General features: G+C 66.0%; 16 protein-coding genes, 2 tRNA genes and 1 other RNA gene. 12 read left to right on the top strand and 7 right to left on the bottom strand.

Annotated features, from left to right (window positions below):
• Positions 1–3 precede the first annotated feature (3 nt).
• From Ga0102493_RS08825 to trxA, 3 genes are read left to right on the top strand one after another with little or no spacing between them, the layout of a single operon-like run.
• The gene (locus tag Ga0102493_RS08825) at positions 4–3,069 is read left to right on the top strand and encodes a PD-(D/E)XK nuclease family protein (RefSeq protein WP_034901122.1); all 3,066 of its coding nucleotides are present in this window, start codon (positions 4–6) and stop codon (positions 3,067–3,069) included.
• The gene (gene addA, locus Ga0102493_RS08820) at positions 3,066–6,599 is read left to right on the top strand and encodes a double-strand break repair helicase AddA (RefSeq protein WP_034901125.1); all 3,534 of its coding nucleotides are present in this window, start codon (positions 3,066–3,068) and stop codon (positions 6,597–6,599) included. The genes Ga0102493_RS08825 and addA overlap by 4 nt, the downstream gene beginning before the upstream one ends.
• A gap of 58 nt (positions 6,600–6,657) precedes the next feature.
• Positions 6,658–6,978: a thioredoxin gene (gene trxA / locus Ga0102493_RS08815; protein ID WP_034901129.1), complete on the top strand. Its 321-nt coding sequence runs from the start codon at positions 6,658–6,660 to the stop codon at positions 6,976–6,978.
• A gap of 43 nt (positions 6,979–7,021) precedes the next feature.
• On the opposite strand, the gene Ga0102493_RS08810 is transcribed toward trxA, so the two are convergent.
• Complete coding sequence (locus Ga0102493_RS08810) at positions 7,022–7,828, bottom strand: inositol monophosphatase family protein (RefSeq protein WP_034901132.1); 807 nt, start codon at positions 7,826–7,828, stop codon at positions 7,022–7,024.
• Entirely contained in the window at positions 7,825–9,051 is a 1,227-nt protein-coding gene (gene argJ, locus Ga0102493_RS08805; RefSeq protein WP_034901134.1) for a bifunctional glutamate N-acetyltransferase/amino-acid acetyltransferase ArgJ, read from the bottom strand. Before argJ ends, Ga0102493_RS08810 begins: the two co-directional genes overlap by 4 nt.
• 109 nt (positions 9,052–9,160) lie before the next feature.
• Between argJ and Ga0102493_RS08800 the strand changes: the two genes are divergently transcribed.
• From Ga0102493_RS08800 to Ga0102493_RS08790, 3 genes are all read left to right on the top strand, one after another.
• Complete coding sequence (locus tag Ga0102493_RS08800) at positions 9,161–9,436, top strand: hypothetical protein (RefSeq protein WP_034901136.1); 276 nt, start codon at positions 9,161–9,163, stop codon at positions 9,434–9,436.
• Positions 9,437–9,561: 125 nt separating this feature from the next.
• Positions 9,562–12,324 carry a preprotein translocase subunit SecA gene (secA, locus tag Ga0102493_RS08795; RefSeq protein WP_034901139.1) on the top strand — a complete coding sequence of 921 codons (2,763 nt, stop codon included), beginning with the start codon at positions 9,562–9,564 and terminating at the stop codon, positions 12,322–12,324.
• Between the two features lie 35 nt (positions 12,325–12,359).
• Positions 12,360–13,115, top strand: a complete 756-nt coding sequence (locus Ga0102493_RS08790) for a sulfite exporter TauE/SafE family protein (RefSeq protein ID WP_051697596.1) — start codon at positions 12,360–12,362, stop codon at positions 13,113–13,115.
• A 15-nt stretch (positions 13,116–13,130) separates the two neighbouring features.
• On the opposite strand, the gene Ga0102493_RS08785 is transcribed toward Ga0102493_RS08790, so the two are convergent.
• Complete coding sequence (locus Ga0102493_RS08785) at positions 13,131–13,901, bottom strand: crotonase/enoyl-CoA hydratase family protein (protein WP_034901141.1); 771 nt, start codon at positions 13,899–13,901, stop codon at positions 13,131–13,133.
• Positions 13,902–14,076: 175 nt separating this feature from the next.
• Here Ga0102493_RS08785 and Ga0102493_RS08780 point away from each other — a divergent pair, with 175 nt between their 5' ends.
• On the top strand, positions 14,077–15,183 hold the full coding sequence (locus tag Ga0102493_RS08780) for an NAD(P)H-dependent flavin oxidoreductase (protein ID WP_236922191.1): 1,107 nt from the start codon (positions 14,077–14,079) through the stop codon (positions 15,181–15,183).
• A 58-nt stretch (positions 15,184–15,241) separates the two neighbouring features.
• Here Ga0102493_RS08780 and Ga0102493_RS08775 read toward each other — a convergent pair.
• Positions 15,242–15,318, bottom strand: a tRNA-Pro gene (locus Ga0102493_RS08775).
• Between the two features lie 110 nt (positions 15,319–15,428).
• Between Ga0102493_RS08775 and thyA the strand changes: the two genes are divergently transcribed.
• The 5 genes from thyA to Ga0102493_RS08750 all read left to right on the top strand — a co-directional run bounded on the left by thyA (position 15,429) and on the right by Ga0102493_RS08750 (position 20,375).
• Positions 15,429–16,400: a thymidylate synthase gene (gene thyA, locus Ga0102493_RS08770; RefSeq protein ID WP_034901145.1), complete on the top strand. Its 972-nt coding sequence runs from the start codon at positions 15,429–15,431 to the stop codon at positions 16,398–16,400.
• A gap of 117 nt (positions 16,401–16,517) precedes the next feature.
• Positions 16,518–17,822 (top strand): 3-methyl-2-oxobutanoate dehydrogenase (2-methylpropanoyl-transferring) subunit alpha, encoded by a 1,305-nt coding sequence (locus tag Ga0102493_RS08765; protein ID WP_034901147.1) that lies wholly within the window; start codon positions 16,518–16,520, stop codon positions 17,820–17,822.
• Positions 17,819–18,874 carry an alpha-ketoacid dehydrogenase subunit beta gene (locus Ga0102493_RS08760; protein WP_051697598.1) on the top strand — a complete coding sequence of 352 codons (1,056 nt, stop codon included), beginning with the start codon at positions 17,819–17,821 and terminating at the stop codon, positions 18,872–18,874. The genes Ga0102493_RS08765 and Ga0102493_RS08760 overlap by 4 nt, the downstream gene beginning before the upstream one ends.
• 7 nt (positions 18,875–18,881) lie before the next feature.
• A complete protein-coding gene (locus tag Ga0102493_RS08755) occupies positions 18,882–20,180 on the top strand; it encodes a dihydrolipoamide acetyltransferase family protein (RefSeq protein WP_034901150.1) in 1,299 nt (432 codons plus the stop codon).
• Between the two features lie 118 nt (positions 20,181–20,298).
• Positions 20,299–20,375, top strand: a tRNA-Asp gene (locus tag Ga0102493_RS08750).
• Between the two features lie 45 nt (positions 20,376–20,420).
• Here the strand turns inward: Ga0102493_RS08750 and Ga0102493_RS08745 are convergent.
• From Ga0102493_RS08745 to ssrS, 3 genes are all read right to left on the bottom strand, one after another.
• Positions 20,421–20,687, bottom strand: coding sequence for a DUF2842 domain-containing protein (locus Ga0102493_RS08745; RefSeq protein WP_418251639.1), 267 nt, complete (start codon positions 20,685–20,687; stop codon positions 20,421–20,423).
• 24 nt (positions 20,688–20,711) lie between these two features.
• The gene (locus Ga0102493_RS08740; RefSeq protein ID WP_034901152.1) at positions 20,712–21,299 is read right to left on the bottom strand and encodes a 5-formyltetrahydrofolate cyclo-ligase; all 588 of its coding nucleotides are present in this window, start codon (positions 21,297–21,299) and stop codon (positions 20,712–20,714) included.
• 160 nt (positions 21,300–21,459) lie between these two features.
• A non-coding RNA gene (gene ssrS / locus Ga0102493_RS16650) (6S RNA) lies at positions 21,460–21,628 on the bottom strand.

Raw genomic sequence — 21,628 nt, 5'->3', positions numbered from 1 at the left:
GGGATGGGAGAGAGACCCGGTCCTGCGGTCTATTCGATCGCCGCGCATCGCGGTTTCGCGGACGCGCTCGTCGCGGGACTGGTGCCGCGTTATCGCGAGCCGGATGTCGGCCTGGCCCGACTGACCCTGCTAGTCCCTTCGAGCCGCGCTGCACGCACCATTTCCGAGGCCTTCATCCGCCATGCCGGCCAATCCGGCGAAGCGGGCCTGCTGATGCCGCGCATGGTGACCGTGGGCGATCTCGACCTCGACGAGGCGCTCGGCGCGCTGCTCGACCCGCTTGGGGCGGCCGACATACCTCCCGCGGTCGAGCCGGGCCGCCGTTGGCTCGAACTCGCCGCGCTGATCGATGAGGAGCGCGCCGCCATGAGCGAGTCGCCGCTCCCCGGAGTGGCGCGGCTCCGGCTGGCGCAGGACATGGCGCGGACGATGGACCGCTTGCTGGTCGAGGCGAAGGAGCCGGAGGATCTGCTGGGCGAACCGGTAAGAGACCTCCTCGGCGACCTCGCGGTGCACTGGCAGGCTTCGCTGCGGCTCTTCGCGCGGGTTCAGGCGCGCTGGCGCATCCGGCTTGACGAACTGGGGGCGGTCGATGCGGCGACGCGGCGCAATCTCCTGTTCGAACGCGCTGCGCGGCGGTGGCGCGACGAGCCGCCCGCGACGCCGATCGTCGCCGCCGGTGTCACCAGCGCGTCGCCGGCGCTCGCGCGGATGCTGCGGACAATTGCGGACCTGCCCAATGGGGCGGTTGTCCTGCCCGATCTCGACCTCGCCATGGATGAGGCAGCATGGGAAGAACTCGGCCGTGCCGGGGCCGCGCCAGAGCCCGGCGGCGAGGTCTTCGCGCATGGCGATGCGCTGACCCATCCGCAATATCACCTCAAGCTGCTGCTTGAACGGATGGGCATAGCCAGGGCCGAGGTTCGACCGTGGCACCGGCGCGGAATGGCTGCTGCCGAGCCCGAGCGCAGCCGCGCGATCAGCTCGCTTTTCCTTCCGCCCAGGGCGAGCAGGGCGTGGATCGGGCTTGCGCCCGAGCAACGGCGCCTGTCCGGCGTGCGGCTGATGACACTCGCCACGAGCGAGGAGGAGGCACAGGCGGTCGCGCTGCTGGTGCGCGAGGCGCTGGAGGAGCCGGAGCGGCGGATCGCCGTGGTCGCCGCCGACCGGGCGCTTGCAAGGCGCGTCGTTCAGCATCTCGCACGCTGGAAAATCGCCGCCGATGACAGCGCGGGCCGCCCACTTGCGCTGACCGCTGCGGGACGCATGTTCGGCCTTCTCGCGGTGCTGATGAGTGAGGGACCCGCCCCGCTCGCGCTGATCGCGGCGTTCGCCCATCCGCTCGTGCGTGCCGATACCCCTGAAATGCGCGCGGCATGGCTCGGCTCGCTGCGCCGTTTCGACCACCGCCTGCGGGGAAAATCGCCGTCGCCGAAACTTGCCGCGCTGGGGAGCCTGGCGCACAGGGCGGACGAGGGCGAATGGTGGGACGAGGCCGCACGCCTTGTCGCGCCGCTGTTCGAACCGCTCGAAAGCGGTGATGAGGCGCGCCCCCTCGCCGACATGCTCGATCGTCTTGCCGAGGTTGCCGAGAGCCTGTGCGGGCTCAGGGTATGGGCGAACGAGGACGGGCGGGCGCTTGCCGACATGGTCGAGCAATTGCGGCTCGATGCGCGCGCCTGCGGCACGTTCCTGCCTCCGCGCGACATGGCAAAGGTCGTGCGCGACTGCATGGACGAAATCGCCGTGCGCCCGCCCTATGGAGGCCATCCGCGCATTTCCATCTACGGCCTGCTCGAAGCGCGCATGGCCCGCGCCGATCTGGTCATCTGCGCGGGCCTCAACGAAGGCACGTGGCCGCAGCCGCCTGCGCCCGATCCGCTGCTTGCCCCCGGTGTGCTGCGTGCGCTGGGTGTGCCTGGGGCCGAGTTTCGCATCGGCCTTGCCGCGCATGACCTGGCAGGCGCCATGGGAGCGCCGCAGGTCGTGCTGAGCCGGGCGCAGCGCGATTCCGAAGGGCCGACGCTGCCCTCCCGTTTCTGGCTGAGAGCTGAGGCGCTGCTGGGCGAGAAACTGGCCGAGCGCCACCGCGAGACGCGCATCCCTGCGCTGCTCAGCCGGTTCGACCGCGCGCCGGAGCCTGTTCCGCCTGCGGCAAGGCCCGAACCGCGTCCGACGCCCGAACAGCGCAAGGTGGCGATCAGCGCGACCTCGCTCGACCGGCTGCTGGGCGACCCGTACCAGTTCTATGCCAAGGAGATCCTGCGCCTGTCGCGGCTCGATGCGCTCAGCGCCGATCCGTTCGACGACCCGGCGCTGCGCGGCACGCTGGTCCACGCCATTCTCGAGGCGTGGCATGGCGAGCACGCGGCGCGCCCGGACCTCCCGCTCGTGCCCTTCGCCAAGGCGCGGCTTGAGAGGGAAGCGGTCCACCCGCTTTTCCGGGGGCTTTGGCAACCGCGCATCCTTGAAGCTCTCGCCTGGTTCGAGCAACGCATCGCGCAGGACTCGGCCGAGGGGCGCGAGATCGTCGCCTGGGAGGCGAAGGGCAGCATGAACTTGAGCGGCGTCGAGGTGCGCGGGCGGGTCGACCGCATCGACCGGATGCCGGACGGGACTTTGGCCATCATCGACTACAAGACCGGAACGCCGCCCAGCGCCAAGCAGGTCGAGAAGGGGTTCGCGCTGCAGATGGGCGTCCTCGGCCTGATCGCGCGCGATGGCGAATTCACGATCGGCGACCGGCTCATCCACGGTGAGGCTAGCCGGTTCGAATACTGGTCGCTCGGCCGGGATTCGGGCCGTGGCAAGGACGGAACTCCCGCCTTCGGCTATGTCGTCCAGCCGATGAAGACCGAAGGCAAGCGCAGCGGCCTATTGCCAGAGAACTTCCTGCCGCATCATGAGGACAGGCTCGCCGAAGCGATCGGCAGCTATATCCGGGGAAACGAGCCCTTCCGGGCGCGCGAGAACCCCGATTATCCCGGCTATGACGAATTCGACCAGCTGATGCGACTGCAGGAATGGATCGTGACGCTCGGGCCCGGCAAGACGGGAGACGCTGCATGAGCGGCAAGGTCTTTGCGCTCAGGGGAAACCAGCGCGAGGCGGTCGATCCCGAGGACAATGTCTGGCTTTCCGCATCGGCGGGGACAGGCAAGACCCAGGTCCTGTCCGCGCGCGTGCTGCGCCTGCTGCTGCGCGAGGAGGTCGATCCGGGACAGATCCTGTGTCTCACCTTCACCAAGGCGGGTGCGGCGGAAATGGCGAACCGGATCAATTCCGTGCTCGCGCGCTGGGTGCGCCTCGAACCGACCGCTCTCGGGAAGGAACTCGGGCATCTCGGCGCGGACATCGACCCGGAGACGCAGGCCCGTGCGCGGACCCTGTTCGCGAGCGTGCTCGATTGCCCGGGCGGGGGGCTGAGGATCGACACGATTCACGCCTTCTCGCAATGGCTGATCGCGAATTTCCCTCAGGAAGCCGGCCTCCAGCCGGGCGCACAGCCGATGGACGATCGCACCCGCGAACTGCTCGCCCGCGACGTGCTGACCGACATGATCGAGGAAGCGCGAAGCAGCCGGGATGATCGCCTGACCGGCGCGATCGCAGATTTCGTCACCCGCAAGGACCCCACTGCGCTGCGGGGATGGCTGCTGCGCTGCGCCGGAGCGGCCGAATTGTGGGAAGGGCCGGGAAGCTGGCAGCCTCCCTTTGCCGAACGGATCCGCAGCCTGCTCGAGATCCCGGCCGATGCGGATGAGGCATGGGCGAGCGAGGTGCTGCATCCCGATACCTTCCCGGACCATCATCTATCGGCGATGCTGCCGGTCATGCAGCAATGGAATGCGAAGAACGGGCGCGATTGCGCCGAGTTCATCCAACGCTGGCTGTCCTGTCCGCCCGCCGCGCGCGCGGAGCTGGTTTCCTGCTTCTACGACACGGTCCTTAAGAAGGACGGTGAGCCGCGCCTGATGAAAGTGCCCACCAAGCAGGACCCGCTGATCCCCGAGCGCCAGCAGGAGATCGCCGCAGCTCTCTCGCTCTACACCGAACGGTGCGCGCTGCTCGGTCTTGCCGCGCTGCTTGAGGATGCGCTGACAATCGGGCGGGCCTTCGCGCTTAAATGGAGCAAAGCCAAGGAACGCGAGGGCCTGCTCGAATTCGACGACCTCATCCGCAAGGCCGCCGCGCTGCTGTCGGGTTCGCTTTCGGCCGACTGGATCCGCTACAAGCTCGACCGGCGCTTCGACCACATCCTGATCGACGAGGCGCAGGACACGAACAAGGCGCAATGGGACATCATCGATGCGCTGATCGACGATTTCTTCTCGGGCGAAGGCGCGCATGGCGACCGGCTGCGCACGATCTTCACGGTGGGCGATTACAAGCAGGCGATCTTCGGGTTCCAGGGCACGAGCCCGGAGAATTTCGCGCGCGCCAAGGAACGGGTTCGCGCGAGGATCGAGGCGGCGAGAACGAATATCGAGGGCATGCGGACCAATCGCCGCGCGCCGCGCTTTCGCGATCTCGATCTCGGCCAGTCCTATCGCACGTCACGCCCGGTGCTCGATTTCGTCAATTCCGCGATCCTCACGCTTGGGCATGGAGCCTTCGGGCTCGACACCGCGCCGGGGGATCATGTGGGCGCGGATCGGCCGGGGCTCGTGACACTGTGGCATCCGGTGCGTGCGGTCGATGCGGCGGACGAGACGCCGGAGGATGCGAGCGAGGATGAAGGGGCCGAGGACAAGAACTGGCTCCCGCGCCACGACACGCTGCTGGCCGAGAAGATCGCGCTCCAGGTCGAACGCTGGGTCAAGGGTGGGGAGCCCTTTGTGCTCGCGAAGGGGGACGCGCCGCGCCATGCGGGGCCGGGCGATGTCATGGTGCTGGTGCGCAAGCGCAAGGATCTCGCCGCGCAGATCGTCGCCAAGCTTTATGCCTGCGGCGTGCCGGTGGCTGGCGTCGACCGGTTGCGTCTGGGCGAGCCGCTGGCGGTGCGAGACCTCCTCGCTGCGCTGCGTTTTGCCGCGCAGCCGCGCGACGACCTGTCGCTCGCCTGCATGCTCGTCTCGCCGCTGATCGGGTGGAGCCAGGACGACCTTCTCGCTTTCGCGGTGCGTGAACGGGGCGTGCGGCTGTGGGACCATCTGCGCAGACATGGCGACCCGTTCGTCGCGGAGAGCGCCGAGCGGCTGCGCGATCTCCTTGCGCTGGCCGATTACCAGACTCCGCAGGCGCTCATGTCCTGGCTGCTGACCGGCCCGTGGCGGGGGCGCGAAAAGCTGGTTGCGCGGCTAGGGCGTGAGGCGAATGATCCGATTGACGAACTGCTCAACGCCGCCTTCGCCTATGAGAGCGCGCATGTGCCGAGCCTTGCAGGCTTTCTCGAATGGTTCGACGCGGGAGCGACCGATCTTAAAAGGGATTCAGGCGAAGGGACCGGCCAGGTGCGAGTGATGACGGTCCATGGCTCCAAGGGCCTGCAGGCGCCGATCGTGATCCTGGCCGATGCGACCGGCGAGCCCGGTAAGGGCGGCGAGATCGAACTGGAGGACATGCCGCTCGGCGAGCCGACCGGGCGAATGGTGCCGGTGCCCGGTCTGAGCAAGGACCAGCTGTGCGGACGTGTTGCCGAGGCGGCCGAGAACAGCCGGAGCGCCGAGATGCAGGAGCACTGGCGGCTGCTTTACGTGGCAATGACGCGAGCGGAAGAGGCGCTTTTCATCGGCGGGTCGCTGGGGCCGAAACAGATCGAGAAGGGACCGCCCGAGGACAGCTGGTATTTCCGGCTCGCCCCGCTTTTCACCCGCGACGATCAGCCGGACGATATCTGGGGCGCCCGGCGCGAGATCGGCTACCGGGCCGAACCGCTGGTGCCGGACGGCGACGTCGCTTTCGGCGGGACATCGGAGCCGCTGCCTGAATGGGCGACGACACCGGTCGGTCCCGAACCACGCCCGCCGCGCCCGCTCGCGCCCAGCGGTGCGGGCGAGGAACGGGGCGCCGACCCGCCGCTTTCGGCCGGATCGGGCGACGGGGCCGCGCACGCTGCGCGGCGCGGCATCCTGATCCATCGACTGCTCGAACGCCTGCCCGATGTCGCGCCCGACGCCCGCGAGGCGGTGGCCGCACGCTGGCTCGAGAGGCAGGCGCACGACCTGCACGGAGCCGCGCGTGAGGAAATGGCGGCGCAGGCGCTCGCGGTTCTCGCCGAACCCGAATTCGCCGCGATCTTCGCGCCCGGCGCGCTTGCCGAGGTCCCGCTTGCAGCGACGATCGGAGGGATCGTCGTCGCCGGGACCGCCGACCGGCTACTGGTCGAGCAGGACTGCGTGACCGTGGTCGATTTCAAGACGACCCGCCGCCCGCCCGCGCGGTTTGAAGAAGTGCCTGCCGCCGCCCTGCACCAGATGGCCGCCTATGCGGCCGCGCTCGAGGCGATCTATCCGGGCCGCGAGGTGCGCGCCGCGTTGCTCTACACTCACGCCCCGGTCCTGATCAAAGTGCCAGGCGAAACGCTCCCCATCCACAAGCGGGGATTGGGCGAGGCGCAGGAAAGCTATCCGCGCGAAGGCCCGATGCATATTGAGTGAGCGCCGATTGACCCTAGTTTGGTTGAGAAGATACAGCCCCCCTCGAAGGAGACGAATTATGGCCACCGTCAATGTGACCGATGAAAGCTGGAAATCCGACGTGCTCGAAAGCGACAAGCCCGTTCTGGTCGATTTCTGGGCCGATTGGTGCGGTCCGTGCAAGATGATCGCCCCGGCGCTCGAGGAAATCAGCGATGAACTCGGCGAAAAGGTGACGATCGCCAAGATGGACATCATGGCCAATACCGGCGTGCCAACCGAGATGGGCGTGCAGGGCATTCCCTTCCTCGTCCTGTTCAAGGACGGCAAGCCCGCCGCGCATCTTCAGGGCGCGCGTCCGAAAAGCCAGCTCAAGCAGTGGCTTGAGGGCGAACTCTGATATCCCGCGCGAGCTTTCCGCATAGGCGGAAGCTCGCGCGTCCTCAGCCCGTGACGTGGGCGATGAATTCGTTCCAGATCGTAGGGCTCGACGCGCCGACAAGGCCGGGCTTTCCAGCGCCGTCGTCGACCCGGTATTCGCTTCCGTCGAGCCGAGCAGCCCTTCCACCAGCTTCGTTCAGCCAGAGCACGCCCGCGGCATGGTCCCACGGATAGGTGCGCTTGAAGGTCGAAACGTCGTTTTGCCCCAGCACGAGGCGCGGATATTGCTCGGCCGCGCAGCGCGGGATGTCGACAAGGGTATAATGGGCGACGAGCTTCGCATCGAGAACCGCGGCCTCTTCGGGGGTCAGGAACATGCGGCTGACCGCGGTCACCGGCGGGTTCTCCCCGGTTGTTCGCGCGCTCACTGTCTCTCCGTTGATCTTCGCGCCTTCCCCGGCACGGACATGGCACAGGCGGTCGAGATTGGGGTCGTAGATCCACCCCGCGACCGCGCGCCCGGCATCAGCCAGCGCGACGATGATGCCGAAGGGTTCCTTGCCTTCGGTGAAGTTCGCTGTCCCATCGAGCGGATCGATGATCCAGCACTGGTCCGAAAGGTTGTCTAGCACGCCCGCATCCGCGTGGACCGCCTCCTCTCCCACCACCGCGACCCCGGGGGCGAGACGGGTGAGCGCTTCGGTAAGGAAGTCCTCCACTTCGCGGTCGACCACGGTGACGGGATCGTCCTCGCCCTTCATCTCGACGTCGCCCTCCGCCAATGCGCGGAAGCGGGGCAGCATTGACCGTTCCGCAGCAAAGCGCAGCAGGTCGCGGATCTCGGCGTCGAGAGCGGTCAATTCACTCATGAACGGTAATCCGCATTGATCGAGATGTAGCCGTGGGTGAGGTCGCAGGTCCAAACCGTGGCGCGGCCTTCGCCGATGCCGAGGTCGACGGCGAGATCGATGTCGCGTCCCTTGAGATGTTCGGCCACCGGGGCCTCGTCGTAATCCTCGGCCGGATTGCCCTCGCGCGCGGTCCAGATGCCACCGAACGCGATCGAGAGCCGGTCGCGGTCCGCCGGTTCGCCCGCCTTGCCGACCGCCATCACCACCCGGCCCCAGTTCGCGTCCTCGCCTGCGATCGCGGTCTTGACCAGCGGCGAATTGGCGATGGCGAGCCCGATGCGGCGCGCGCTTTCGTTGCTGGCAGCGCCCGCCACGCGCACGGTGATGAATTTCGACGCGCCTTCCCCGTCCCGCACGACGAGATGGGCGAGGCGGCGGCAGACATCTGCCAGTGCCGCGGCGAAGGCATCTGCGCCGGGGCTGTTCCAGTCCTCGATCCGGCGGTTGCCGGCCTTGCCCGTTGCGAAGACCAGGACCGTGTCGCTGGTCGAGGTGTCGCCGTCGACGGTGATGCAGGAAAACGTCTCGGCATTGGCGCGTTCCAGCGCCTCCTGCAGGAAACCGGGCGCAACGTCCGCATCAGTGAAGACATAGCCGAGCATGGTCGCCATGTCGGGCGCGATCATCCCCGACCCCTTGACGATGCCGCATAGATCGACACGGGTTTCGCCGAGCATAGCACTTGCATGTGCACCCTTGAGAAAAGTGTCGGTGGTGGAGATCGCCTGCGCCGCGTCCTCCCAACCGCATTCCTTCGCCTCCAGCGCCGCTTCGATCCCGGCACGCGCCTTCTCCTTGGGCAGCGGCACGCCGATCACACCGGTGGATGAGACAAGCACCTGCGATGGCGTGCAGCCCAGCGCCTCTGCGACCTGGGACTGGATCGCCTCGACCGCCTCGCGCCCTCGATATCCGGTGAAGGCATTGGAATTGCCTGCATTGACGATCAACGCCCGTGCCGCGCCCGCCTTGACCTGCGTCCGGCCGAGTTCCACCTCGCTCGAGGCGCAGGCGCTTTTCGTGAAGACACCCGCGAGGCTGGTTCCCGGGGCGAATTCGGCAAAGGTGAGATCGGCCCGGTCCCAGTCCTTGTATCGCGCTTGTACGGCGCGCAGACGCACCCCGGAAATCGCGGGCATGTCGGGGAAGGGAAGGGCGAGGGGCGAGGAATCGAGGTCCATGAGAGGCGCGCTTAACCCCCGCCAGCACGCGAGTAAACGGCGCAATATTGCGCTGCGATTGAGCTTGCGAGGTGGACGTATGCGGCAAAAGTGCCTATTTGCGCGGGCGATGACGCGTCATATTCTCGCCCTCCTGGCCCTGCTTTCGGGCCTTGCCGCGCTCAGCGGCACGGCGCATGCGTCGTCGGCCGGCCCGCTTGCGGCCTGCAATATCGGCGCTTCCGCCGAGGCGGCAGAAAGCCGCGCCCATCTTCCGGCGAAGCGCCTCGATGCGCCCGACAAGGCCGCACGGCGCTGCCGTGAGACCCGGCGGACCTCGCCCGTGCCGCGCCCGCGCGTGCTGCGCATGCCGGTCCTGATGGGGGTCGAGCGCGCGCTCGAATAGGCTTCCGGCCACAGTTACGCCTGCCCGCGCGGCAGGCACCCGCGCGTCCGTAGATGGCGCGAACCCTTCCCCGATATTCTCCGGTCCCGCGCCATGGGACCGATGCCAAACGCAGGTTTCGATCCATGTTGAACACCCTCATGAAGTCCGTCTTCGGTTCGTCGAACGACCGCTACGTCAAATCGCTCGGCAAGATCGTGAATGAAATCAACGCGCTCGAAGGGCGGATCAATTCGCTCTCCGACGAAGAGCTGAAGGCCCAGACGCCCAAGCTGCGCGAGATGCTGGATAACGGCGCGAGCCTCGACGACATCCTGCCCGAAGCTTTCGCCACCGTGCGCGAAGCTTCGTTCCGTGTCCTCGGCATGCGCCATTTCGACGTGCAGATGATCGGCGGCATCGTTCTCCACCGCGGGGAGATCGCCGAGATGCGAACCGGCGAGGGCAAGACGCTGGTCGCCACGCTGGCCGTTTATCTCAACGCGCTAGAGGGCAAGGGCGTCCATGTCGTAACGGTCAACGATTACCTTGCCCGGCGCGACGCGGAATGGATGGGGCAGCTCTATGGCTGGCTCGGCCTCAGCGTCGGCGTGATCGTTCCCAACATGGACGAATATTCGAAGCGAGAAGCCTATAACGCCGACATCACCTACGGGACGAACAACGAGTTCGGCTTCGACTACCTGCGCGACAACATGAAGCACGATCGCGGATCGATGGTGCAGCGCCCGTTCAATTACGCGATCGTCGATGAGGTGGATTCGATCCTGATCGACGAGGCTCGCACGCCGCTCATCATCTCCGGCCCGACCGAGGACAAGTCCGATCTTTATGTCGCTCTCGACGAGGTGGCGAAGCAGATCCCGAAGGACTGGCTCGACATCGACGAGAAGACCAAGCGCGTCCAGCTGACCGAAGACGGGATCGACGAGGTCGAGAAGATTCTCGTCGAAAAGGAACTGCTCGAAACCGAAAACCTCTACGATGTCGAGAACACGCAGGTCGTCCACCATCTCGATCAGGCGCTGGTCGCGAATTTCGCCCGCCAGCGCGACACCGACTACATCGTCAAGGACGACAAGGTCGTCATCATCGATGAATTCACCGGCCGCATGATGGAAGGCCGACGCTGGTCGAACGGCCTGCACCAGGCGGTCGAGGCCAAGGAAGGCGTCAAGATCGAGCCGGAAAACCAGACGATGGCCTCGATCACCTTCCAGAACTATTTCCGGATGTATCCCAAGCTGTCCGGCATGACCGGGACCGCGGCCACCGAGGCGGCGGAATTCTGGGACATCTACAAGGTCAACGTCGTCGAGATCCCGACCAACAAGCCGGTCCAGCGGATCGACGAGGAGGACGAGTTCTACAAGAACACGATCGACAAGTTCCAGGCCATCGCCAAGGCGATCCAGGAAAAGAACGCCATCGGCCAGCCGATCCTGGTCGGCACGGTCTCGATCGAGAAGTCCGAACTCCTCTCGCAGTTCCTCGACAAGGAAGGCGTGAAGCACGAGGTGCTGAACGCCCGCCAGCACGAGCGCGAGGCGGGGATCGTCGCGCAGGCCGGGCGGCTCGGTGCGGTGACCATCGCGACCAACATGGCCGGCCGCGGGACCGACATCCAGCTTGGCGGCAATCTCGAATTCCGGATCAATGACGAACTCGGCGACATGCCCGAGGGGCCCGAACGCGACGAGGCGATCGAGCGGATCAAGCGCGAGCTCGAGGAGGAAAAGCAGAAGGTGCTCGAAGCCGGCGGCCTGTTCGTGCTCGGCACCGAACGGCATGAATCGCGCCGGATCGACAACCAGCTGCGCGGCCGCTCTGGCCGTCAGGGCGACCCGGGCCTGTCGCGCTTCTACCTCTGCCTCGAAGACGACCTCCTGCGCATCTTCGGCCCCGACACCCTGTTCGCCAAGATGATGAATTCGAACCTCCAGGACGGCGAGGCGATCGGCTCCAAATGGCTGTCGAAGGCGATCGAGACCGCGCAGAAGAAGGTCGAGGCGCGCAATTACGACGCGCGCAAGAACGTCGTCCAGTACGACGACGTGATGAACGACCAGCGCAAGGTCATCTATGAACAGCGCGCCGAGATCATGGATGCCGAAGCGGTCGACGATGTTGTCGTCGACATGCGCCACGACACGATCAACGCGGTCGTCTCGGGTGCCTGCCCGCCCGGTTCCTATCCCGAACAATGGGACATTGCCGGGCTCAGGGAGCGCATCGACGAGGTCTTCGGGGTCGAGGTCCCGCTCGATGAATGGCTCGAGGAAGACCAGGTCGAACCCGAACTGATAGAGGAACGGCTGCGCGAGCGGACCGATGCGATCATGGACGAGAAGATCGCCCGTTTCGAGGAAGCCGACTGGCGCCGCGCGGAAAAGGAAATCCTGCTGCGCCAGCTCGACCACCACTGGAAGGACCACCTCGCGACGCTCGACGCGCTCAGGCAGGTCATCTGGATGCGCGGCATCGCGCAGAAGCAGCCGATCAACGAATACAAGCAGGAAGCTTTCGGCCTGTTCGAGACCATGCTCGACAAGCTGCGCGAGGATGTGACCAAGTTCCTGTTCAAGAACGAATTCCGCCCTGCACAGCCTGCGCCGGTGAGCCTGCCTGACCTGCCCGATTTCCTAACCGGCCATATCGACCCGCTGACCGGGCTCGACAATTCGGACGATGATGACGGGTCGGAGGAGCGTCCGGAACTGTTCGGCTCGCTCGCCGGAAGCCCGCGCGCCGCGGCCGGCCCGGGCGGCGCGAACCGCGAAAACCCCTATGCCAACCTCAATATCAGCCGCAATGCGCCGTGCCCCTGCGGCAGCGGCAACAAGTACAAGCATTGCCACGGCGCGGCCGGGGCCCGGCAGATCGCCTGAGGCGGCGGAAGCGTAACCGGTAGCGGGCGGGGGATGTGATCGGCGCGGTTCCGATCCTGCTCGTCCTCGCCTTCGCCGCGACCGCGCTGCTTTATGCGAGCGTCGGGTTCGGCGGCGGATCGACCTATGCGGCGCTGCTTGCGCTGTCGGGGCTCGATTACCGCCTGCTTCCGCTGCTTGTGCTTGCCTGCAACATCCTGGTCGTGGCGGGATCGACCCTGCGCTTTGCCCGGGCGGGCGTGTTGCCATGGCGCGGGGCGGCGCTCGTCACCGCTCTGGCGGCCCCCGCGGCGTTTTTCGGCGGCTTGACCCCGATCGACCGGACGACGTTCCTTGCCTTGCTTGGGGGGAGCCTCGTCCTCACCGGTATCACTATGCTGCTTCCGCTGAGCGAGGTGCGCGCCGAGGAACCTTCTCGCGGGGCCCGGGCAATGCCGGTCCTTGCCGCGCCGCTAGGCTATCTTGCCGGGCTGGTCGGGATCGGTGGCGGTATCTTCCTCGCCCCGCTGCTGCACCTGACCCGCTGGCGCGAGGCGCGGGCGATTGCCGCGACTGCGAGCTTTTTCATCCTTGTCAATTCGCTCTTCGGCCTCGCCGGCCAGCTGGTCAAGCGCGGTCCCGAAGCGTTCGGCACTGCCATCGGTGCGGGACTTCCCCTGCTGCTCGCGGTGGTGATCGGGGGGCAGGCGGGAAGCCTGCTCGCGCTGCGATTCCTGCCGGGCCGCTGGATCAGGTGGCTCACCGCACTGCTCGTCATGATCGTTGGCCTGCGGCTTCTCGCCGGGCTTTAGCGCGATCCCTTCGCGCTAGATGTCCTCGAAATCTCCCGCCCGGCCGCGCCCGGCGGAAAATCGCCCGGCGCCCGCACGGCCTTCCTCGAGGTTGCCGATGCCGAGTTCGAGCTCGATCGCCATCGCCGCCTCGACCTCCAGAGCTTCGCCGAGATAAAGCGACTGCCGGTCGGATCGCATCGTCGCCTGGGGAAAGCGGGCGATTTCCCGGGCCAGCGCGACTGCCTCCTCAAGCGCGCTCCCCTTCGCGACAACGCGGGTGGCGAGCCCGATGTCTCGAGCCTCTTCGGCGCCAACCGGTCGTCCGGTGAGGATCATGTCGAGCGCTCGCCCGCGTCCGACGATGCGCGGCAGCCGGACAGTGCCCCCGTCGATCAGCGGCACGCCCCATCGGCGACAGAACACGCCGAACACGGCGTCTTCTTCGACCACCCGCAGATCGCACCAGCAGGCGAGTTCAAGCCCGCCTGCGACCGCATGGCCGGATACCGCAGCGATGACGGGTTTCGACAGCGCAAGGCGCGTCGGTCCCATGGGCCCGTCGCCATCAGGGCTGACCCGGTTGCCGGCGCCCTCGGCGAAGCTTTTCAGATCGGCGCCGGCGCAGAACGTGCCTCCGGCACCTTGAAGGACCGCGACGAGAGCCGCCGGATCCTTGTCGAAGGTGCGAAATGCCTCTGCGAGCGCTGCGGCCGTGTCGCGATCGACAGGATTGCGCCGCTCAGGGCGATTGATGGTCACGATGCGGACCGGGCCTTCGTCCTCGACCAGAACGGGATGCGTCATGGCTGCGATACCTCGCTGGCTGTTTGGCGTATGATCGCCCGGTAGCATCGGCCTCGCGTGGTGCGCCATGGCTTGCGGCGCGGTTGGCGGCGGGGCTGCTGGAAAAGATCGCAGACCTGTCCTAGTTCAGGCTTGATCGGGGAGTATGTTCGGGAGGGAAAATATGCCGTTCAGAATGACGGAAATGGTGGGATGCGAATTCCCGCTCTTCGCGTTTTCGCATTGCCGCGACGTGGTCGCCGCGGTCAGCCGCGCGGGCGGTTTCGGAGTGCTCGGCGCGGTCAGCTACACGCCCGAGCAGCTCGAGACGGAACTGCGCTGGATCGACGACCATGTCGAGGGCAAGCCCTATGGCGTCGATGTCCTCATTCCCGAAGTGCAGGCCGTCGACCAGTCGATAACCACGCAGGAGATCCTTGCGGCCATCCCGTCGGAATATCGCGACATGACCGCAAGGCTGCTGGCCGATGCCGGGGTCGAACTGGAGGAGGCCGGTCCCGTGCCTGGCTCGGCGCGGCCCAACACCTCGCTCGGGCAGGAATTGCTCGAGGTCAGCTTCAACCACCCGGTAAGGCTCATCGCCAATGCGCTCGGCACCGCGCCCCCGGAAATGATCGAGGCGGGCCGCAGGCACGGCATCCCGGTGGCGGCGCTGGTGGGGGCCAAGGAGCACGCTATCAAGCAGATCGAGGCCGGGGTCGACATCCTTATCGCGCAGGGCGGGGAAGGCGGAGGACATTGCGGCGAGGTAAGCACGATTGTACTCGTCCCCGAAGTGCTGGACGCGGTCGAACGCGCGCGCGCCGACATACCGGTGCTCGCGGCGGGGGGCATCATGAACGGGCGGCAGATGGCCGGCATGATGGCGATGGGCGCGGCCGGCGCGTGGTGCGGCAGCGTCTGGCTCGCCACCACCGAGGCCGAGACTCACGAAGTCTTTCGCGAGAAGATGATCGCCGCATCGAGCCGCGACACGATCCGTTCCAAATACCGGACCGGAAAATATTCCCGCCAGCTGCGCTCGGGCTGGCATGCACGTTGGGAGGAAGCAGGGCTGCCAGCCCTGCCGATGCCGCTGATGATGCTGCTGAGCGAACCGGTCCTGCGGGCGATCGACAAGGCCGCGGTGAACGGCAATCCCAAAGCAAGGGAGCTGTGCTCCTATTTCGTTGGACAGGGCGTGGGTCTCGTCACCGAAATCAGGAGCGCGGGCGGCGTGGTGCAGGACTTCAAGAGCGAATTCGCGGAGGGCTTCGAGCACCTTGCCGCGGCGATCGGATAGGAATTCCGGCATGCGACCGGATCGATGCGGACGGATTGCATGCGCAAGCGGCGGAAACTGGTCGGGGAGAGAGGATTCGAACCTCCGGCCCCTGCCTCCCGAAGACAGTGCTCTACCAGGCTGAGCTACTCCCCGACCGTGTCGGCCCCGCGGATTCGCTCACCCGCGGGTCGAGGCAAGGCGCGCGCTATAGGTGGGACAGGGCGGGGTGGCAAGCGGGCAATTGGCCGCTATGGCTTTTTGTCATGGAAAGCGTCCCGCATCCCGATTCTTCGCCCCATTACGAACGACAATATCTCGATCTGATGCGCCGCATCTGGGACGGCGGCAGCGAACGGGCCGATCGCACGGGCGTGGGCACGCGCTCGATCTGCGGGGCGCAACTGCGCTTCGACCTCGAGGGCGGGGCGATGCCGCTGCTCACCACCAAGCGGGTCTATTGGAAGACTGCCACGCGCGAGATGCTGTGGTTCCTCACCGGCGACACCAATATCCGCCCGCTCGTCCTGCAGGGCGTGAAGATCTGGAACGAATGGCCTCACGCGCGCTATGTCCGCGAAACGGGCGATGACATCGCGCTCGACGCGTTTGTCGAGAGGATCGCCGAAGACGAAGCTTTCGCTAAGCGCTGGGGCGACCTCGGGCCCGTCTATGGCAAGCAATGGGTCGACTGGCCCACCTTCCGCTATCGAAAGGACGGGCTGTATGAACAGGGGCCGGGGATCAACCAGGTCGCCGACGTGGTGGAAAGCCTGCGCACGAACCCTGCCAGTCGCCGCCACATCATCGAAGGCTGGAACGTCGCCGAACTCGATCGGATGGCACTCCCGCCCTGCCACAAGACCTATCAGTTCCATGTCGCCGAAGATCGCGGGGGCGAGGGGAAAGCTGCGCGGCTCAACTGCGTTCTCTACCAGCGCAGCTGCGACGTCGCGCTCGGCCTGCCGTTCAACCTGTGGTCGGCGGCTCTGCTCACCCGGATGATCGCACAACAGGTCGACATGGACCCGGGCGAGCTTGTGTGGATGGGCGGGGACGTCCATCTCTATCTGAACCACGCGCATCTGATCACCGAACAGCTCTCGCGCGAGCCGAACGGGCATCCGAGGCTGGAGATCGTGCGACGGCCTCCGACAATTTTCGACTATGGAATCGAGGATTTCGTGGTCCATGATTACGCCCCGCAGCCGCCGATCAAGGCACCTGTTGCGGTGTGAGCCGCTGGCTCGTCCCGAGCTTGACCGCCTTCCGACGCTGAAATAAACTTTCACGCGCAAGCAATGATCGCTGCGTGCGTGCGGCGACCCGCTTCACTCTTTTGGGAGAGCGCCTCTATGGCCGATCCGGCCGACAAACCGCCCCGGGGCGGGGACAACCGCCCCGCGCTCGCACTGCACGTGCCCGAGCCGAAATCCCGCCCGGGCGATCCGGTCGATTTCTCCGATCTCGATATCGGCGAGGCGGGCTCGCAGCCCCGGCCGGACGAGGGCGCGCATCCGTCCGAAATGACCGGACTCGCCTACGACCTGATCCGCGTGCTGGGCGATGACGACAGGGCGCATGGCCCCTGGGATCCGAAGCTCGATCCCGAAACCCTGCGCACCATGCTGCGCCACATGGCGATGACCCGGGCATTCGATGAACGCATGTTTCGCGGGCAGAGGCAGGGCAAGACCAGTTTCTACATGAAGTGCACCGGCGAGGAGGCGACCAGCATCGCGACCTCGATGGCGCTCGCCTCTGACGACATGGTTTTCCCCAGTTACCGCCAGCAGGGCATCCTGATCGCGCGCGGTTATCCCCTGATCGAGATGATCAACCAGATCTATTCGAACAAGGGCGACAAGCTGAAGGGCCGCCAGCTGCCGATCATGTATTCGAGCCGCGAACACAGCTTCTTCAGCATCTCCGGCAATCTCGCGACCCAGACCCCGCAGGCGGTCGGCTGGGCGATGGCGAGCGCGATCAAGGGCGACAGCCGGATCGCTGCGACCTGGGTGGGCGAGGGATCCACCGCAGAAGGCGATTTCCACAGCGCCTGCACATTCGCGACGGTCTACAATGCACCGGTTATCCTCAATGTCATCAACAACCAGTGGGCGATTTCGAGCTTCTCGGGCTTTGCCGGGGCGGAGCGGACGACCTTCGCCGCGCGCGCGCTCGGCTATGGACTTGCGGGGCTGAGGGTGGACGGGAACGACCCGCTCGCCTGCTATGCCAGCCAGTTGTGGGCGGCGAACCGGGCGCGGGCGAACAAGGGGCCGACCCTGATCGAATATTTCACCTACCGTGCCGAGGGCCATTCGACCTCGGACGATCCGTCGGGCTACCGCTCCGCGCAGGAGCGGGAGGACTGGCCTTTGGGCGATCCCGTGAAGCGGCTCAGGGACCATCTCATCGCGATCGGCGAATGGGACGAAGATCGCCAGGCAGCGATGGACAAGGAATGCGCCGAACAGGTCAAGGAAGTGACCAAGGAGGCCGAGAAAAACGGCATTCTCGGCCACGGCCTCCACCAGCCGTTCCGCACCATGTTCGAGGACGTGTTCGAGGAACTGCCCTGGCATCTCAAGGAACAGGCCGAGCAGGCCACGCGCGAGCGGATCAAGAAGTTCGGCGAGAAGGGGCCCAATCGATGAGCGCCGAAGCGAAGCAGGACGTGGCCGCAGAGACAACCGAACGCCGCATCAACATGATCGAGGCGATCAACGAGGCGCTCGACATCATGCTCGAACGCGATCCGGACGTGATCGTGATGGGCGAGGATGTCGGCTATTTCGGCGGCGTCTTCCGCTGCACTGCGGGCCTCCAGGAAAAGCACGGGCGAACCCGGGTGTTCGACACGCCGATCTCCGAATGCGGGATCATCGGCGTCGCGGTGGGGATGGGCGCATATGGCCTGCGCCCCGTGCCGGAAATCCAGTTCGCCGATTACATCTATCCCGGCCTCGACCAGCTCATTTCGGAGGCAGCGCGGCTGCGTTATCGATCGGCGGCGGAATTCATTGCCCCAATGACGGTGCGATCGCCCTTTGGCGGGGGGATCTTCGGCGGGCAGACCCATTCGCAGTCGCCTGAAAGCCTGTTCACCCATGTCTCCGGGTTGAAGACGGTGATCCCGTCCACGCCCTATGACGCAAAGGGCCTCCTGATCGCGGCGATCGAGGATAACGACCCGGTGATCTTCTTCGAGCCCAAGCGGATCTACAACGGGCCGTTCTCGGGCTTCTACGATCGCCCGGTCGAACCCTGGAAGAAGCACCCGCAAAGCGTCGTTCCCGAAGGGTATTACCGCATCCCGCTGGGTAAGGCGCGTCTTGTGGCCGAGGGCGAGGAGCTCACCATCCTTGCCTACGGTACGATGGTCCATGTTGCGGAAGCCGTGGCGAAGGAGAAGGGTGTTGATGCCGACATCCTTGACCTCAGGACGCTCGTTCCGCTCGACATCGAGGCTGTGGAAAAGTCTGTGGAGAAGACGGGAAAATGCCTGATCGTCCACGAGGCGACCCGCACCTCCGGCTTCGGCGCGGAATTGTCGGCGCTCGTTACCGAACGCTGCTTCTATCACCTCGAAGCACCCGTCACGCGGGTCACCGGGTTCGACACGCCCTATCCCCACAGCCTCGAATGGGCCTATTTCCCCGGTCCCGTCCGCATCGGCGAGGCCATCGACAAGATCCTGAAGGACTGACGCGACCATGGCGAAGTTCACTTTCAACATGCCCGACGTGGGCGAAGGCGTGGCCGAGGCGGAAATCGTCGAATGGCACGTGAAGGTCGGCGACCGCGTCGAGGAGGACCAGCACCTAGTCGACGTGATGACCGACAAGGCGACGATCGACATCGAAAGCCCAGTCGCGGGCAAGGTGATCGAGGTCGCGGGCGAGCTTGGCGACACGATCGCGGTCGGCGCGATGCTGCTGGTGATCGAGGTGGAGGGCGAAGTGCCCGACGACGCGCAGGATGAGAGCGCGAGCGAACCGGCTCATCAGCCCGAACCCGAGCCCGAGCCTGAAACCGCACCCGAACCTGAACCTGAGCCTGAGCCTGAGCCTGAGCCCAAGCCTTCAGCTGCCCCGGCGCCTGCTCCGGCTCGGGAACCCGAGCCTGACCGCAAGGTGCTCGCGAGCCCCGCCGTGCGCAAGCGTGCGAGGGATCTCGGCATCGACCTCGCCGAGGTGAAGCCTGCAGAGGACGGGCGCGTGCGACACGGCGATCTCGACCAGTTCATCGCGTACAATTCGGGCGGTGGCTTTTCGCCCGCGGGCGCGACGCGCGCGGACGAGGAGATCAAGGTCATCGGCCTCAGGAAGCGGATTGCGCAGAACATGGCCGCTGCCAAGCGCAACATCCCCCATTTCACCTATGTCGAGGAATGCGACGTGACCGCGCTCGAGGCCATGCGCAGCGATCTCAACGCCAATCGCGGCAGCCGGTCCAAGCTCACGCTGCTGCCCCTGCTCATCACGGCCTTTTGCAAGCTGATCCCGCAATTTCCCATGATAAACGCCCGCTATGATGACGAGGCGGGCGTGGTGACGCGGCACGGATCGGTCCACATGGGCATGGCGACCCAGACCGATAATGGCCTGATGGTCCCGGTCATTCGCGATGCGCAGGCGCGAAACCTGTGGCAGCTCGCAAGTGAAATTGCCCGCCTCGCCGAAGCGGCGCGCAGCGGATCGGCCAAATCGGAGGAACTGTCGGGCTCGACGATCACCGTGACCTCGCTCGGCCCGTTGGGCGGCGTTGCGACCACTCCGGTCATCAATCGGCCGGAAGTCGCTATCATCGGTCCGAACCGCATCGTCGAGCGTCCCATGTTCGTCTCCGACGGGCCCAATGGAGCAGGGAGCGGCGAAAGAATCGAGAAGCGCAAGCTCATGAACATTTCGATTTCCTGCGATCACCGCGTCGTCGATGGCTATGATGCAGCGCGCTTCATTCAGGAGGTCAAGACGCTGATCGAGACGCCTGTCCTGCTGCTTCAGGACTGAAACGAAAAAAAGCGCTTAGGTGCGGCGGGAGAGCGTTGACAGCCTTCCGCGCCGGGCCTAATGGCGCTGCTCCCCCACCGGCAGGGACCCTGCCCGGGGACGGAAAACCCACCCATGCGCGGGTGTAGCTCAGTTGGTTAGAGCGCCGGCCTGTCACGCCGGAGGTCGCGGGTTCGAGTCCCGTCACTCGCGCCACTTTCCCCATGATCGGTAAAGTCGGCGCGGTCCCCTTGCGAGGGATCAGCGCGCTTCGTCGTCGGGACCGGGCAGCAGCGAGGGCGTGCTCCAGCGGCCGGTTTCCATCCAGATCAGGAAACGCTTGAGCGGCAAGAGCCAGATCACGCCCAGCACGAGGTACACGATCGTCTGCGCCCAGCCGGGCCAGCGTCCGATCAGGTCGGGGGCATAGCGGGCAATGGCAATGGCATAGGCCATGAGAACGACGAACAGGGTGATGATCCCGATCGGGATCCGCCAGGTCGGTGTCTCGCGCATCGGGTTTGTCATCGGGGATTGCTCATTGGCGGCCTGTTACTCGTTTGAAGGGCGATAGATCCGGGTCGGAGTGACCACTGCAGCGAGCCGCTGGTCGTGCGGTTCCAGTGGCAAAGCCGAGGCCGGTTCGATCAGCTGCGCGTCCCATGCGAGCCCAATCGCCAGGCGCCCCGGATGTTCCGCGAGCCAGCGATCATAATGCCCGCCGCCCTGGCCGAGCCGCTCGCAATCCTCGGTGAAGCCCACGAGCGGCACGAACAGCACTTCGGGGACCAGCTCATCGGGTTCGCCTGCGGGCTGGAGCAATCCGAAAGGGCCGGGCGCAAGGTCGCTGGCGCCGAAAGGGTCGCTGTGCGCGCGAAAAGTCATCGACGCGTCGCGCGCGGTGAAATGGGGAAGCGCGATGGTATGCCCGCGCTCGGCGAAGAAACCCGCATAGGCGCTCGCCGGGGCTTCGTAGCGGCTGGCATGGTAAAGGCCGATCACCGCGTCTTCGGCGATCATCTCGAGCGTCGTGGCGGGAGGGCGATGAAACAGCAGCGCGCGGATGCGATCCGGCTGCGCCTCCACATGCACCCTGCGCAGCGCCCGAAGCTGCTCGCGAAGTTCGGACTTGGTGGACATGGGACCCTCTTGCGCTCCGCTCGTGACACAAAGGCATAACCGGCCCGAAGGGCCGCGGGGCGATCGCCCGCCTGCAGCGGCACGGCCGCAAGGCCGCATGAGCGAGAAAACCCGGACAATCCGCCCTCAAGCAGCGAAGCGGTAGGGCAGAAAACAACGTGACGGAACCACCATGGGTCGTTGCCGGGAAATCCTCTGACGCCTCAACGTCAGGTGGGCGCCGTTTACCCGGGACCCCGGGACGAACCCGTGAACCCAGGCAGGGACAGCTCCCTTGGATTGCTTATAGCCTCAGGGATATTCGATCGGCTCGTGCCGGGCAGTCCCGC

Source organism: Erythrobacter litoralis (assembly GCF_001719165.1).
Taxonomy (GTDB): domain Bacteria; phylum Pseudomonadota; class Alphaproteobacteria; order Sphingomonadales; family Sphingomonadaceae; genus Erythrobacter; species Erythrobacter litoralis.
Note: the sequence above shows the minus strand (reverse complement) of the source record. Positions and strands in the feature narration are given on the sequence as shown.

Coding starts and splice junctions, on each gene's coding strand:
- Ga0102493_RS08825 (WP_034901122.1), top strand. CDS start 4: ATGGGAGAGAGACCCGGTCCTGCGGTCTATTCGATCGCCGCGCATCGC.
- addA (WP_034901125.1), top strand. CDS start 3,066: ATGAGCGGCAAGGTCTTTGCGCTCAGGGGAAACCAGCGCGAGGCGGTC.
- trxA (WP_034901129.1), top strand. CDS start 6,658: ATGGCCACCGTCAATGTGACCGATGAAAGCTGGAAATCCGACGTGCTC.
- Ga0102493_RS08810 (WP_034901132.1), bottom strand. CDS start 7,828: ATGAGTGAATTGACCGCTCTCGACGCCGAGATCCGCGACCTGCTGCGC.
- argJ (WP_034901134.1), bottom strand. CDS start 9,051: ATGGACCTCGATTCCTCGCCCCTCGCCCTTCCCTTCCCCGACATGCCC.
- Ga0102493_RS08800 (WP_034901136.1), top strand. CDS start 9,161: ATGACGCGTCATATTCTCGCCCTCCTGGCCCTGCTTTCGGGCCTTGCC.
- secA (WP_034901139.1), top strand. CDS start 9,562: ATGTTGAACACCCTCATGAAGTCCGTCTTCGGTTCGTCGAACGACCGC.
- Ga0102493_RS08785 (WP_034901141.1), bottom strand. CDS start 13,901: ATGACGCATCCCGTTCTGGTCGAGGACGAAGGCCCGGTCCGCATCGTG.
- Ga0102493_RS08780 (WP_236922191.1), top strand. CDS start 14,077: ATGACGGAAATGGTGGGATGCGAATTCCCGCTCTTCGCGTTTTCGCAT.
- thyA (WP_034901145.1), top strand. CDS start 15,429: ATGGAAAGCGTCCCGCATCCCGATTCTTCGCCCCATTACGAACGACAA.
- Ga0102493_RS08765 (WP_034901147.1), top strand. CDS start 16,518: ATGGCCGATCCGGCCGACAAACCGCCCCGGGGCGGGGACAACCGCCCC.
- Ga0102493_RS08760 (WP_051697598.1), top strand. CDS start 17,819: ATGAGCGCCGAAGCGAAGCAGGACGTGGCCGCAGAGACAACCGAACGC.
- Ga0102493_RS08755 (WP_034901150.1), top strand. CDS start 18,882: ATGGCGAAGTTCACTTTCAACATGCCCGACGTGGGCGAAGGCGTGGCC.
- Ga0102493_RS08745 (WP_418251639.1), bottom strand. CDS start 20,687: ATGACAAACCCGATGCGCGAGACACCGACCTGGCGGATCCCGATCGGG.
- Ga0102493_RS08740 (WP_034901152.1), bottom strand. CDS start 21,299: ATGTCCACCAAGTCCGAACTTCGCGAGCAGCTTCGGGCGCTGCGCAGG.